The sequence below is a fragment of the Lichenibacterium dinghuense genome (genome assembly GCF_021730615.1).
Taxonomy (GTDB): Bacteria; Pseudomonadota; Alphaproteobacteria; order Rhizobiales; family Beijerinckiaceae; genus Lichenihabitans; species Lichenihabitans dinghuensis.
On the sequence record NZ_JAJLMN010000001.1, the window covers coordinates 3,045,406 to 3,058,924 of the forward strand.

Below are 13,519 nucleotides of genomic sequence, written 5' to 3' on the forward strand. Positions count from 1 at the left end.
ATCCGGCTCCTGGCTCGGGGTCTTTGAGGCCAGGGCCGCAAAGGCGGTGCCAGGGAGCGCCGTGCCGGAGCGGGGCACCTCCATCGGACGGGCGGCGTTCGACAGATCTGGGAACCCGGATGCGGCACGCTCCGTCGAGGAGGGCGAGCCAGGGACCTCGAAGACCGCGGCGCCGTCGCCCGAGCCTCCGACGGCGACGCCCACATGCGCGAGCCGGTCGGCTGCGGGCACCGCGGCAGGACGCGGCGGCCCGGGGGCGACGTGAGCGCCACGCGCTGGCGCCGCCCGCTCATGAGCGGGGGCCAAGACTCTTTGAAGGGTGGACCCGGGGGGCCGCTATTTCTTCTCGAGGAGGAGCTGGCCCTTGTTCTCGATCAGGCCCTGCGCCTTGCGGGCCAGCATGGCCAACATCCAGGGCAGCTCCACGGCCAGCCTCACGTGATCCTCGGCGACGTCGATCTTGCCCGTCACGGTCTGGCCGACCGCGCTGACGCGGAAGTCGAGGTGCTGCCCGATCCACTGGCTGTCCAGCACGGCGAACTTGCCGGCGTACTGCTCCTTCAGCTGGTCGATCCCGGTGCGGAGCCGGCGCTGGGCCTCCGCGGCGCCGAGCTGGTGCGGGATGGAGACGACGAGCGGTTTGGTCATGGAGCGGTCCCGGCGGGAGGGCGACGGGCGCTCATATAGGCGGGCCGGGGCGCCTTTCATACCAGCCGTCAGACATGCAGACGCATATCTGACGGATCACGCCGCACGGGCGGGGACGCGCCTTCGCGCTGGCCGAGGGTCAGGAGGTCCGACCCTCGATATCGCACCCGAGGCGATCCCGGGCACGGGGGGCCGGACCGCCGCCGCGTCACGCGACGCGGAGGGCGTCCGGCACGGTCGTCCGCCGGCGCAGGGCCTCGTCCTCCCGCATGAGGCGGCGCAGCAGCTCCTGCGCGGAGCGCCCGTCGAGGCCGCGGCGGTCGAGGTCGTCGATGATCTGGAGCTGCTGCTCGATCAGGAACCGGATGTTGTGGAATTCCCGCGCCAACATGCCGTCGTCACCCGTGCTGCGCATGGCGGACCTCGTCGAGGGGCCGTTACGCCGGCGAATGTGTCCGGAAAGCCTTAAGGATGCCTTCAGCATGCGGGGCGCGGGGGCTTGCCGCGCCGGGATGCGCCTCCGCCTAGCCCATCATGGCGCGGATGCGCTGGGCCAGCGCGTCCACGGCGAAGGGCTTGGTCATCATCTGCATGTCCGGGTCGAGGTGCCCGTTGCCGAAGGCGGCGTTCTCGGCGTAGCCGGTGATGAACAGCACCTTGAGGTCGGGCCGCAGCGCCCGCGCCTCGGCGGCGAACTGGCGGCCGTTCATGCCGGGCAGCCCCACGTCGGTGATGAGGAGGTCGATGCGCCCCGGCCCGCCCACCACGCGCAGGCCGGAGGGCCCGTCCGGCGCCTGGTGGACCGCGTAGCCGAGCTCGCCCAGGAGGTCGAGCACGAGGTCGCGCACGGTCGGGTCGTCCTCGACGAGCAGCACCGTTTCCCCCGCCTCGGCCCGCGGCGCGCCCTCCGTCGGCCCGGCCTGAGCCGGCTCGCCCGCGCCGCGGAAGCGCGGCAGGAACAGCTTGATGCTCGTGCCCTGGCCCGGCTCGGAATAGATCTTGATGTGCCCGTCCGACTGCTTGACGAAGCCGTAGATCATGGACAGGCCGAGCCCCGTGCCCTGGCCGATGGGCTTGGTCGTGAAGAACGGGTCGAAGGCGCGCGCCACCACCTCGGGCGGCATGCCGGTGCCGGTGTCGCTCACCGACACCATCACGTAGGCGCCGGGCAGGACGCCGGGCTCGCGCGCCACGTAGCTCTCGTCGAGCACGGCGTTGGCGGTCTCGATCGTCAGCCGCCCGCCGTCCGGCATGGCGTCGCGGGCGTTGATGGCGAGGTTGAGCAGGGCGTTCTCGAGCTGGTGCGGGTCGCACAGCGTGGCCCACAGACCCGGCGTCTCGACGCTCCGCAGCACCACGCTCTCGCCGAGCGTGCGGCGCAGCAGCTCGCCCATGGCGTGGACCAGCGCGTTGGCGTCCACCGCCTTGGCTTCGAGCGGCTGCCGGCGCGAGAAGGCGAGCAGGCGGTGGGTGAGGGCCGCGGCGCGGTTGGCCGAGGCGAGCGCCAGCCCGGCGTAACGCTCCAGCGATTCGGTGCGGCCCTGGCCGAGCCGCTTCTGCATCAGCGCCAGCGAGCCGATGATGCCGGTGAGCAGGTTGTTGAAGTCGTGCGCGATGCCGCCGGTGAGCTGGCCGATGGCCTCCATCTTCTGCGCCTGGCGGAGCTGCTCCTCCACGCTGCGCTGGGCCGTGATGTCGCGCGAGATGCCGATCAGCATGCGGCCCTCGCCGTCGCCGATCGCGAGCGGCGCCAGCACGCCCTCGGCGGTGCGGCTCTCGCCCCCGACGGTGGTGGTCATCTCGTATTGCACGGGGTCGCCCGAGGCCGCGCAGGCGAGGGCGCGCTCGTGCAGCGGGTCGTCCGGCCCCGTCACGGCCGCCACGTCGCGGCCGACGAGGTCGCGGCCCAGGAAGCTTTCCGCCGCGGCGTTGGCGGCTTCGAACACCGCGCGCCCGTCCCCGCCGACGCGGATCAGCACGATGGAGACCGGCGCGTTCTCGAACAGGATGCGGAAGCGCGCCTCGCTCGACGCGAGCTCGGCGGTGCGCTGCACCACCCGCGTTTCCAGCGTGGCGTTGAGGTCGATCAGGGCCGCCTCGGCGCGGGTGCGCTCCAGGGCCTCCCACATGCGGGACGCCACCTCGCCCACCAGCGCGATCTCCTCGGCGCTCCAGCGGTGCGCCTCGGTGCGGCCCGCCGTCAGCACCCCGCGCAGCCGCCCGTCGCGGATCAGCGGCACCGCCACCACGGTCGCGAGGCCCAGCGTCAGCGCGGGCGCGCCGTCCTCGATCACGGCGGTCAGCCCGCGCCCGAGGTCCTGCGCCACGCCCGGCCCGAGCGCGCCGAAGGGCAGCACGCCGGCGAGGGACGGGATCCCGTCGGCGGCCCAACCCGTCCCGAAGGCGAGCGCGTCGCCGCTCCCCGCGACCTCGCCGTAGCCGGCGCGCGCGACGTGGAGCTGCCGCCCCAGCGCCTCGGCCGTGATCTCGGCGATCTCGGCGCCGTCGACGGCGTCGCGCAGGCGGTCGCCGAGGACCAGGAGGAAGCTCTGCCGCGCCTGGTTGCGGCGCAGGAGCGTCGAGGCGGCGATGCGCTCCAGCGCGTCCCAGCTCCGCGCCGCCACGTCCTCGACGAGGGCCACCTCCTCGGGCAGCCAGCGGCGCGGCGCTTCGGCGGCGAGGTGGAACAGGGCGCGCAGGCGGCCGTCGCGCACCAGCGGCACCGCGAGGCCGGCGCCCCCCGCCGCGTCCGACGCGATCACGGTGAGGCCCGCCTCCACGTCGGCGCGGCGGCCCAGCGCCAGCGCGTCGAGGTCGGCGCCGCGCCGCGGCCCGGCGGCGCTCGGGCCGCCCGCGCGCGACCACTCGGCCTCCACGGTGGCGTCGTGGTGGGCGGGGTCGACCTCGGCGTAGAGCGCGCGGGCCGCGCCGGTCTCGCGCCCGAGCGCCGACACCGCGCCCGACACCACGGCGTGCCGGTCGACGGCCGAGCGGAACGTGTCGGCGATTCTGAGCAGCAGGGCCTGACGGTTCTCCACGGCGCGGCGCCAGTCGAGCAACTCGGTGCGGCCCTGCCAGCGGATGGGCGTGCCGTCGCGCTCGCAGGCGCGCTCGGCGCGCGTGCGCATCCAGCGATAGGTGCCGTCGCCGGTGCGGAGGCGATGCTCGATGTCGTAGGGCCGGCCGGACGCCACGGCACCGGCCCAGGTGGCGACCGTGCGTTCGAGGTCTTCGGGGTGGACCACCCGGCACCAGCCGTCGCCGAAGCTTTCCGCCTCGGGCAGGCCCGTCAGGCCGAACCAGCGCGGGCCGAGGCTCTCGACGCCGCCGTCGAGCGTCGCCGACCAGCTCGCGGCGGCGAGCGACGCCTCGGCGCCCGCATCGCGCCGGGCGTCGCCGGCCGCCGCGGCCGTGACCAGGACGCCGTCGAGGCTTCCGTCCGGGCCCCGGATGGCGGCGGCGCGGAAGTCGTCGGCGCGGCCCGCCGGCGCTTCACCGGCGCGCGCGGCGGCCACGAGGACGGCGAGTTCGGGCCAGCCGTCGCGCGCGGGGCGGCCGAGGCGCTCGGCCGGAGAACCGGGGCGCAGGGCCGCGAAGGCGTCGTTGAACACGGCGACCGCGTCGGCGCCCCAGAAGGCCGCCATGGGGGCCGGCGACAGCAACAGCGCGTCGACGAAGCCGCGCCGGTGCGCGGGCCATCGGAGCCGGTCGCCGAGGGGCGTGTCGCCCCAGGGGAAGTCGCGCACCGCGGCCGTCATGTCTGAGGAGGATTCGGGCACGCGCCCCGGTCGGGGCTGTGAACGGCTCATCGCGCCAAGTCGTCCTTCAACGGGTCCGCATCGAACCGGCGCCCGACGGCGCGGTTCCGGGTGTCATCCCTTAGCGGATCGGAACGACGATCGCATCCTAGATGCGCGACAGTCTGACATTTGGAAGGAGAGCCCTCAAACGGGCGGGGCGTCGATGGTACCACCACCCCGGATCGAACGGGGGACCTCTAGATCCACAATCTAGCGCTCTAACCAGCTGAGCTATGGCGGCACGCGTCTAACGACGGAAGGAGCTATAGAAGCAGACGTCGGAAAGATCAAGCGCCCGATCCGCCGTGGACGGACCGGAAGCGGGCAGGGTCAGCGGTCGGCCGCGCCCTTGAAGGGATGCAGGGCGTCGAAGGCGACGCGCTGGGCCAAGGTCGCGAGCTCGCGGCCCTGGCTCGTCAGGGCTTCCATCTGGCGGCGGAGGTGGTCGGCGTTGAGCGACAGGGCTTCGGGCACCGACTTGGCCTTGATCAGGGCGGCGAACAGCGCCGTGGTGGACGCCAGGTTGGATTGCATGATTTCCATGACTTTGGCGTTGTACTGCGTCAGCGCGTCGGCCGAGGCGGACAGGGCCTCGCGTGCGGCCCGCGTCCCTCGGTCCGCGGTCTCGCCCGCGCCCTGCGCGGCCGCTCCGGCGGCGTCCGCGGCGCTCCGGGACGCCGCGTCGGCGGCCTCGACCACCGGCCGCGCCGCCTCGCCCGCGGCCGCGATGGCCCGGTCCGACAGGTCGGAGGCCTGCTCGGCGACGCGTTCCGTGGCGACTTGGGTCTCGACGGCGGCCTTCTCCAGGACGACGGTGCCCCGCGCGACGCCGTCGGCCAGCGTGGCGGCCTCGTGGGCGGCGTGGTCCATCATGGCGTCGGTGACGGGGGCGATGACGGCGACTTCGTCCCGCAGGTCCGCGGGCTCGTGGGGGTGGTCCGTGTCGGCCTGCATGGAGGAACTCCCATCGTTCGAAGGCTCAGGGCGCTCGTCCGGCGTCCTGCCGGTCTTCTTCGGCTTCTTGTGCGACTTCTTGGACATGCGGCCCGCCTCGGCGTGGGAACGGGACGGGCGTGCGCGGCCCGCGCCGGGGACGGGACGCCGTCCCGCCCCCGGCGCGCCGGCGGATCAGCCCTGGGTCTTGTTCAGGACCTCGTCGGCGGCCGTCTTCACGGACTGGCTGGCCGACTGCGCCACGCCCTGGGCGGTGGACTGCATGATCGAGCCGAGCTCCTTGGCCTGCTCCTGGATGGTGGTCATCTGAGACTTGGCGTAGTCCGACTGGAGGGCGAGCACCTCCTGCAGGTCCTTGGCGCGGACCAGCTTGCGGGCGAGGTCGAAGGCGCTGCGCACGTTGGTCTCGGCGAAGCCCATGGCCTTGGTGCCCATGGTCTTGGCGTTGGACTGCACCGTCGCGGCGGTGGTGTCCGCCTGGCCGGCGGCCTTCTGGGCGGCGGTCATGAAGCCGTCGAAGGCGCGGCTGGCCTGGTCGACGCTCTTCTCGGCCATGTCGCGCATGTCGGAGGGGATCTCGTAGGACGGCGTGGGCATCGTGTGTCTCCTGGACGGGATGGGGGCGGTGACCTTCACGGCGGGACGCCGTCGCGGAACAGACCTGAGGTCCGTTCGTCGACCGCGCGCGACTCCTACTTCAAGGTGTGTTGCATTGCAACATCGTTGTGCATTGCAACATGACACTTTTTGCGCTGCGCTGCCGATCCTTCGGGCAGGCCCGAAAGGGCCCGGCGGTCGCCCTGATCGTTAAGTTCATGTTAAAACGTGAAACCCCTGGCGAAGGTGCCGCAGGCGGGATGTTGAATTCGTCATCGGTCCGCGCGGACGTCGCGCGGGGGGCCGACCGACGCGCGGACGGTGGTGATGCAAGAGAGCCGGGATCGAGACGATGAGGCCGAGGACGTCGGCGCGGCCTTCGCCGACCCGGCCTTCGCGGGCCTCAAGGCGCGGGGTGCGCCCTTCGCGATCCTCCGCCCGGCCGCGGGCGAGGTGGTGTGGGCCAACGCCGCCGCGGCGGCGTTCTGGGATGCCGGCACGGCGGCGGAGCTGGCGCGGGCGCTGCTCGGGGCGGAGGGCGACGACGGCTGGCTCGACGGGCTCCTGCGCGGGCTCGTGCCCGGCCGGGCGCCGCGGCTGGCGCGCGCCGGCCTGGCGCGCGGCTTCCGTATGCGCGCCCACACGGCGCTGATCCGCGCCTGGACGGACCGCGGCGGCGCCACGCTGGTCGGCTTCGGCGTGCCCGACGCGGCGCCGGGCGGCGGGGCGTGGGACCGCCCCGCCTGGGCGCGGGACGAGCCGGTAGCCGAGGAGCCAGCGTCCGACGAGCCTCGCGGAGCCGCGGATCACGGGGCGGGCGAGGGCGAGATCTCCGAGGAGGACGCCCCCGAGGGCGACGGCCCGACCCTGGCCCGGCGCGGCCAGCTCGCCGTGCTGCGGGATCGGCTGAGCCGCACCCTCGACGGCGCGACGACCCTGAGGACTCTGTGGCGCACGGACGCAGGCGGCGTGCTCACGGCCATCGACGAGAACACCTTCGCGCGCCTGGGCTCGCCGCTCCGCCTCGACGGCCGCGCGTTGCCCGACGCCGTCGCGCCCTTCGATCCGGCGGGCTCCGAACGGCTGCGCGCGGCCTTGGAGGGACGCGCGACCTGGGCCGGCCTGCCGGTCGAGCTGCCCGTCGCCGACGGGGCCGCCGCCGTGCCGCTGGCGCTCAGCGGCTCGCCGGTGTTCGGGGCCGACCGGGCCTTCGCGGGCTTCCGGGGCTTCGGCACGATCGACCTCGGCCGCCTGACGCTGGCGCCCCGCCGCACGCCCGCGGTGGAGGCCGAGGCGCCGCCGACCCGTGAGCCCGCGGCGACGCCTCCCGAGGTCGCTCCGCCACCTCCTGAGCCCGCCCCCGCCGAGCCCGCCGCCGCCGAGGAGGCGCCGCGGCCGGCGCCGCCCGCCAACGTGGTCCACCTCCGCGCCTTCCAGGCGGCGGCCTCCGGCCGGTTCGGCGCCGTCCAGGTTCCGACCCCGGCCAGGACGGACGACATCCACCCCGACGGGCACGCCGAAGCCGAAGGGTCGGCCGGGCCCCCCGCCGCCGGGGAGGAGGCCGGGCCGGCGGAGGACGGGCCGCTCAGCGACCAGATGGCCTTCCTGGCGCTGGGCGAGGCGCTCCGCGCCCGCATCGGCGCGCCGCCCGCGGCCGAGCCGGTCGAGACCGCCGGAGCCGCCGTCGAATCCCCTGCTGACCAGCAACGCGTGACCGGGGTGGACGAGCGCGCCTCCGCGCTGCTCGACCTCCTCCCGGCCGGCGTGCTGGCGACCGTCGGCGAGCGGCCGGTCTTCGCCAACCCGGCGGCCTCGGCCCGGCTGGGCTACGGCGACGCGCGGGACCTGCTCGCCGCCGCCGGGCCGGTCGCGGTGCCGTCCGCGGAGGCCGACCGGATCGCGCTCAGGGACGCGAAGGGCGAGACCGTGCTCTGCGCGGCCCGGCGCGCCGAAGTCCCGTGGGGGAACGGAACCGCCTCGCTGTGGCTCCTCGCCGAGCCGGAGCCCCCGGAGGCCGGCGGGGAAGAAGCCTACGCCGGACCCGTCGCCTCCGACGCGAAGGAGGACCGCTCGGTCGAGCTGCTCGACCGGGTCGACGACGCCGTGGCGCTGCTCGACGCCGCCGGCCGCCTGCGCCGGCTCAACCGGCGGGGCGAGGGCTGGTTCGGCCGGCGCGACCCCGAGGCGCCGGCCCGGAGCCTCGCGGACCTGCTCGCCCCGGAAAGCCGCCTCGCCGCGACGGCGCTGCTCGGCGAGGTGCGCGACCAGCGCGACGGGCTCGGGGCGCCCCCGCTCCGGCGCGACGTCGTGGCCCGCACGGGCGAGGGCGCGCCCGTGCCGATGCTGCTGACGGTCGGCCGCCTCGGCGCGTCCGGCTTCTACGCGACGCTCCGCGACGTGTCGGCCCTGCAGGGCGCCGAGGCCGACCGGGCCCGCTCCGAGCGGGACCGCGCGCGCTCCGCCGGCCGCCTGCCGGACCTGCTCGCCAAGGTCAGCCACGAGATCCGCACGCCGCTCGGCGCCATCCTGGGCTTCGCCGAGGTGATGATGGACGAGCGCTTCGGGCCGCTCGGCAACCCGCGCTACAAGGACTACCTCAAGGACATCCACACCTCCGGGGCGCAGGTGGTGGCGCTGGTCGACGACCTGCTCGACCTGTCCCGCATCGAGGCGGGCCAGCTCGACCTCGAGGTGGCGGCCGTGGACATCAACCGCGTCGTGACCGAGGCCGTGGCGCAGATGCAGCCCGAAGCGCATCGCGAGCGCGTCATCATGCGGACCTCGCTCGCCGGCCGCATCCCGTCCGTGCTGGCCGACGAGCGCTCGGCGCGGCAGATCGTCAAGAACCTCCTGTCCAACGCGGTGAAGTTCAACGAGCCCGGCGGGCAGGTGATCGTGTCGACCGCGCCGGCCGACGGCGAGGGCGTGCTGCTGCGCGTGCGCGACACGGGCGTCGGCATGAGCGACGAGGCGATCGCGGCGGCCCTGGAGCCCTTCGGCGGCTTCTCGGAGCGCGCCCCGGCGCAGGGCAACGGCCTCGGCCTGCCGCTCACGCGGGCGCTGGTCGGCGCCAACGGGGCCAGCATGACGATCCGCAGCCGGCCGCGCGAGGGGACCCTGGTCGAGGTGTTCTTCGCGCCCGCCGGCGAGGAGGAGGCGCGCCGGCCGGCGTGACGGGGCCGTCGTCGCCCCCGCGCGTCCGACGCCTCCCCGTCGCCGGGGCGGCGCGTTGCGCGGGGGCGGGGCCTCCCATAGAAGCTGAGGCCATTGCAAGCCGTCCGAGAAAGGCCGCCGCGCCATGTCGTCCCCGTTCCTGATCTGGACCATGCAGCGCACGGGGGGCACGTCGCTGACCGAGCTCCTGATGAGCATGTCGGAGCACCGCTCGGCCGAGCACGAGCCCTTCAACTGGGCCAAGAAGCAGCCGCGCCAGTTCTGGCCCGTCACGGACGCCTGGAACACCACCCACAACGCCGACGTGCTGCGCGCCTCGCTCGACGGCCTGTTCGCGCAGCGCTACCTCATCAAGCACTGCTACGAGCTGCTCAGCATGTCGTTCAACATGCACCTGATGCAGGCCGCGGCCGCCACCCCCTACCGGCACGTGGTGCTCCGGCGCCGGGACGAGCCCTCGCGCCTCGTGTCCAAGTTCATCGCGGAATCGCAGGGCACCTGGTTCAAGGACTACGCCCGCAAGGTGTTCACCCAGGTGGCGGAGGGCGACCGCAAGCTGGCCCCCCTGCCGGTCGACCGCGTGGTGGGCCACTACCGCCACAGCGAGGACGCGACCAAGTTCATCAACGACACCCTCGCCTCGCTCGACGTGCCGCGGCTGGAGATTTGGTACGAGGACCTCTACACCGGCACCCGCGAGGCGCGGCTCAAGCACCTCCACGGGCTGTTCGACTTCCTCGGCTTCACCCCGGCCGACGTGGCCGAGCACCGCGCCCTGATCGACGAGAAGATCTTCCAGAGCGGCCAGAACACCCGCTCGGTGGCGAGCCTGCTGCCCAACCTCGGCGACGTGCTGGAAGGGCTGCAGTCCGCCGGCTGCGACATCTCGCAGAGCCCGCTGGCGGAGGGCGTCGAGCTGCCGGGGCGCGACGTGCTGCCGGCCGGCCCGCGCGACCGCATCGCGCGCGAATGCGCGGTCTTCGCGCAGACCTACGCGGCCGTCGGGCCCTACCTCGAGATCGGCCGCGAGGGCCCGCAGCATGCCGTGCTGAACCACCCGGACTTCGAGGGCAGCGAGCGCGCCTTCGTGAGCGGGCGGGCGGGCCGGCCGCAGGACGGCGTCGCGGCCCACGTCGCCGACCCCAACGACCTGCGCGCGCTCTTCGCCGACGCGAGCGTCGGCACCGTGCTGTGGATCAACGGCCTCGCCCACGACAAGAAGTTCTGGCGCACGCTCGACGAGATCGGCCGCGTGCTGAAGCCCGGCGGCACGCTGATCGTGGTGACGCCCGGCTTCTCGAAGAGCGCCGGGCAGACCGGCATCAACATCACCGGCCAGAAGGGCAATGCCATCGCGGACGCCACCATCACCTACCGGGTCCACGACGCGCCGGACTATTGGCGCCTGAGCCCGCAGGGGCTGCGCGACGCCGTGCTCGACGGCTTCGCGGTGCGCGAGGTGCGGGTGATGATGATGCCGCCGCGCATCTTCGCGGTGGCGACCAAGCCGGAGCAGGCCTGACCATCCCCGCGCCGCCGGCTGAAAGGCCCTGCGGCGCGAGGTGAGGGCGTCCGACGGGCGCTGGACGGGGCGAGGGCTGTCGCGTCCCGCCGGGGCGGGAGCGACGGCCGCCTCGGCTCAGGCCCCGGACGGCTCCGCGGCGAGCCGGCACAGCGCTTCCGTGACCCGGTAGGCGTCGGCGAAGGCGGCGACCGGCAGGCACTCGAAGCGGGAATGGAAGTTGAGGCCCCCGGTGAAGTAGTTCGGCGTCGGAAGGCCCCGCGCCGACAGCGCCGAGCCGTCCGTGCCGCCGCGCATCGGCACGACGCGCGGCGCGATCCCGCGCTCCGCGAGCGCGCGGAAGATCAGCTCCACGGCCGTGCGGTCCCCGCCGAGGGCGTCGTCGATGTTGGCGTAGACGTCGGTGACGGCGAGGTCGAACCGCGCGCGCGGATGGCGCGCCCGCATCGCCTCCACGGCCTCCTCCACGGCGCGCTTGCGCCCGGCGAAGCGTCCGGCGTCGTGGTCGCGGATCGACATGTCGAGCGTCGCCCGCGCCTGGTCGCCGCCGATCCGGTTGAACCACCAGTAGCCCTCGCGCCCCGCCGTGTGCTCGGGAGTCTGCAGGGCATCGAACGCCCCGATCAGCTCGGTGGCGAGCAGGATCGGGTTGACCAGCACGCCCTTGGCCGAGACGGGGTGCGCCGTCACGCCGTCGATCGTGATCTGGGCCGAGGCGGCGTTGAAGGTCTCGTGGACCACCTCGCCGCGCTCGCCGCCGTCGATCGTGTAGGCGAAGGCCGCGGGGAAGCGGGCGAGGTCGAGCGCCTTGGCGCCGCGCAGCCCGATCTCCTCGTCGGGCACGAAGGCCAGCAGGATGTCGCCGTGCGGCGCCCCGCGGCGCGAAAGCTCGTCGGCCAGCGTCATCAGGATCGCCACCGCCGATTTGTTGTCGGCGCCGAGCACGCTCGTGCCGTCGCCGAACACGATCTCCTCGCCGCGGTAGGGCAGGAGCTCGGGATGCTCGGCCGCGCGCAGCCAGACGTCCCGTTCCGCGTTGAGCAGCAGGTCCTCGCCCTCGAAGCGCAGGCGCTGCGGGCGCACGTCGGGCGACAGGCCCACGTCCACCGTGTCGAGATGCGCCACGAAGCCGATCGCGGGGGCGCCCGGCACCGTGCCGGGCAGGCGCGCCGTGAGGATGCCGTTCCCGTCGAGGTGGACATCCGCGGCGCCCGCCGCGTCGAGCTCGTCCCGCAGCATCTCGGCGAGGCGGAGCTGGCCGGGCGTGCTCGGCAGCGCGGTGGCGTCGGCGTCGCTCTGGCTCGTCACTGCGACGTAGCGGAAGAAGCGCGCGATCAGCGGCTCGGCGATGGGGTCGGTCAAGGGCGTCAACTCCGGGGCGGCCGCACCGGCGGCCGATGGGCGAGGGTGGGGGCGGGAGCGGCCCGGTTCAACCGGCCGGTCCGGCGGCATCCGGGGCGACGGCCCGGCGGACGAGCGGCGGGGCCCCGAAAATGAGGGCGAAAACATCCTTTGTGATAGCGTTCGGCGGCGTTCGCTGCACCATGGGCCGCTCTCCCATTCGGACGACCCTGTCGGATGACGCACCCGCCGAAGGCATCCCTCGCCCAACGCCAGATCCTGCTCGCCGAGGACGAGTATTTCATCATGCAGGACCTGCGGTCCGGCCTGCAAGCGCTGGGCGCCACCGTGGTCGGGCCCGCGCCCTCCGTGGCCGGCGCGCTGGCGCTGATCGCGGGGGCGCCCAGGATCGACGCCGCGGTGCTCGACATCAACCTCAGGGGCGAGACGATCTACCCCGTCGCCGACATGTTGTCGGCCCGCGGCATCCCCTTCCTGTTCGCGACGGGCTACTCGAACGCCGTGATCGACGAGCCCTACCGGGGCGTGCCGGCCTGCGAGAAGCCGATCGACATGCGCGAACTCGCCCGGCTGCTGGTGGACCTGCTGCCCGCGTGAGCGGCGGTCCCGCGGGAGGCGGGCGCCCGGCCGCGGATCAGGCCGCCCCGCGCGATCCGCCGGTCACGGCTCCGACCCAGGGCAGCAGCGGCAGCGTGATCGTGCAATGGAGGCCGCCCGGCGTGAGGCGCACCTCCGGGGCGGCATTGATCTGGTAGCTCAGCGAGCGCTCGATGATCTCGGTCCCGAAGCCGCGCCGCGGCGGCTCCTCCGGCAGCCCCGACAGGCCGCTCTCGGTCCAGGCCCAGGTGAGGAGCGGCGCGTCCTCGCCGGCCGCGACGCCCCAGCTCACCTCGATCATGCCGTCCGGCACCGTCATGGCGCCGAACTTCACGGCGTTGACGGCGAGCTCGTGCAGGACCAGGGCGAAGGCGCCGGCCGCGATGGGCTTGAAGGTGATCTCGGGCCCGGCGATCGAGGCGCGCTGGCCCTCGCCGATCGCCTGCGCCAGGAATTCATCGGCGACGAGCGCGTGGAGGCTCACCTCGCCCTCGCCCGGCCCGTTGGCGATGGCGTTCTGCACCCGGAGCACGGCGTCGAGCCGCCCGTCGAGATGCGCGGCATAGTCCTCGACGCTGTGACCGGTGTCGGCGGACCGGCGCACGAACTCGCGCACGGTCGACAGCGTGTTGCGCACCTGGTGCCGCAGCCCGCCCGGCGATCCCTGCCGCTCCAGGAGGCGGCGCAGGCGCGCGTTGTCGGCCTCCAGCTCCCTGATCCGCGCCCTCGAACCGTCGTCAGACATGCGCTGCCCCATCCCGTGTCGCGGCCATCTGTGATGCGATGTTCCGATGCTCTCGCCGGCCGTCGGAGCCGGCGCCGGATGCAGCCTTCGCGCGATCGAATGGTCCGTCCGCGGTCGCGT

10 protein-coding genes and 1 tRNA gene are annotated in these 13,519 nt (G+C 74.1%); 3 read left to right on the plus strand and 8 right to left on the minus strand.

Annotation, left to right across the window (positions count from 1 at the left end):
• Positions 1–336: 336 nt before the first annotated feature.
• The 6 genes from L7N97_RS14530 to L7N97_RS14555 all read right to left on the minus strand — a co-directional run bounded on the left by L7N97_RS14530 (position 337) and on the right by L7N97_RS14555 (position 5,999).
• The gene (locus tag L7N97_RS14530) at positions 337–648 is read right to left on the minus strand and encodes a polyhydroxyalkanoic acid system family protein (protein WP_237479060.1); all 312 of its coding nucleotides are present in this window, start codon (positions 646–648) and stop codon (positions 337–339) included.
• 208 nt (positions 649–856) lie between these two features.
• Positions 857–1,063, minus strand: coding sequence for a hypothetical protein (locus L7N97_RS14535; RefSeq protein ID WP_237479061.1), 207 nt, complete (start codon positions 1,061–1,063; stop codon positions 857–859).
• Between the two features lie 109 nt (positions 1,064–1,172).
• Complete coding sequence (locus L7N97_RS14540; RefSeq protein ID WP_237479062.1) at positions 1,173–4,427, minus strand: ATP-binding protein; 3,255 nt, start codon at positions 4,425–4,427, stop codon at positions 1,173–1,175.
• Between the two features lie 185 nt (positions 4,428–4,612).
• Positions 4,613–4,689 (minus strand) — tRNA-His (locus L7N97_RS14545).
• An 89-nt stretch (positions 4,690–4,778) separates the two neighbouring features.
• Positions 4,779–5,489 (minus strand): phasin family protein, encoded by a 711-nt coding sequence (locus tag L7N97_RS14550; RefSeq protein ID WP_237479063.1) that lies wholly within the window; start codon positions 5,487–5,489, stop codon positions 4,779–4,781.
• An 87-nt stretch (positions 5,490–5,576) separates the two neighbouring features.
• The gene (locus L7N97_RS14555; RefSeq protein ID WP_237479064.1) at positions 5,577–5,999 is read right to left on the minus strand and encodes a phasin; all 423 of its coding nucleotides are present in this window, start codon (positions 5,997–5,999) and stop codon (positions 5,577–5,579) included.
• A 327-nt stretch (positions 6,000–6,326) separates the two neighbouring features.
• Between L7N97_RS14555 and L7N97_RS14560 the strand changes: the two genes are divergently transcribed.
• Together L7N97_RS14560 and L7N97_RS14565 are read left to right on the plus strand one after the other, a co-directional pair.
• Positions 6,327–9,173, plus strand: coding sequence for a sensor histidine kinase (locus L7N97_RS14560; RefSeq protein WP_237479065.1), 2,847 nt, complete (start codon positions 6,327–6,329; stop codon positions 9,171–9,173).
• 124 nt (positions 9,174–9,297) lie between these two features.
• Entirely contained in the window at positions 9,298–10,695 is a 1,398-nt protein-coding gene (locus L7N97_RS14565) for a class I SAM-dependent methyltransferase (RefSeq protein WP_237479066.1), read from the plus strand.
• 117 nt (positions 10,696–10,812) lie between these two features.
• Here L7N97_RS14565 and pepT read toward each other — a convergent pair whose 3' ends face one another.
• On the minus strand, positions 10,813–12,057 hold the full coding sequence (gene pepT, locus L7N97_RS14570) for a peptidase T (protein ID WP_237479067.1): 1,245 nt from the start codon (positions 12,055–12,057) through the stop codon (positions 10,813–10,815).
• 216 nt (positions 12,058–12,273) lie between these two features.
• On the opposite strand from pepT, the gene L7N97_RS14575 reads away from it, so the two are divergent.
• Complete coding sequence (locus L7N97_RS14575; protein WP_237479068.1) at positions 12,274–12,654, plus strand: response regulator; 381 nt, start codon at positions 12,274–12,276, stop codon at positions 12,652–12,654.
• A gap of 37 nt (positions 12,655–12,691) precedes the next feature.
• On the opposite strand, the gene L7N97_RS14580 is transcribed toward L7N97_RS14575, so the two are convergent.
• On the minus strand, positions 12,692–13,399 hold the full coding sequence (locus tag L7N97_RS14580; RefSeq protein ID WP_237479069.1) for an HWE histidine kinase domain-containing protein: 708 nt from the start codon (positions 13,397–13,399) through the stop codon (positions 12,692–12,694).
• Positions 13,400–13,519 lie beyond the last annotated feature (120 nt).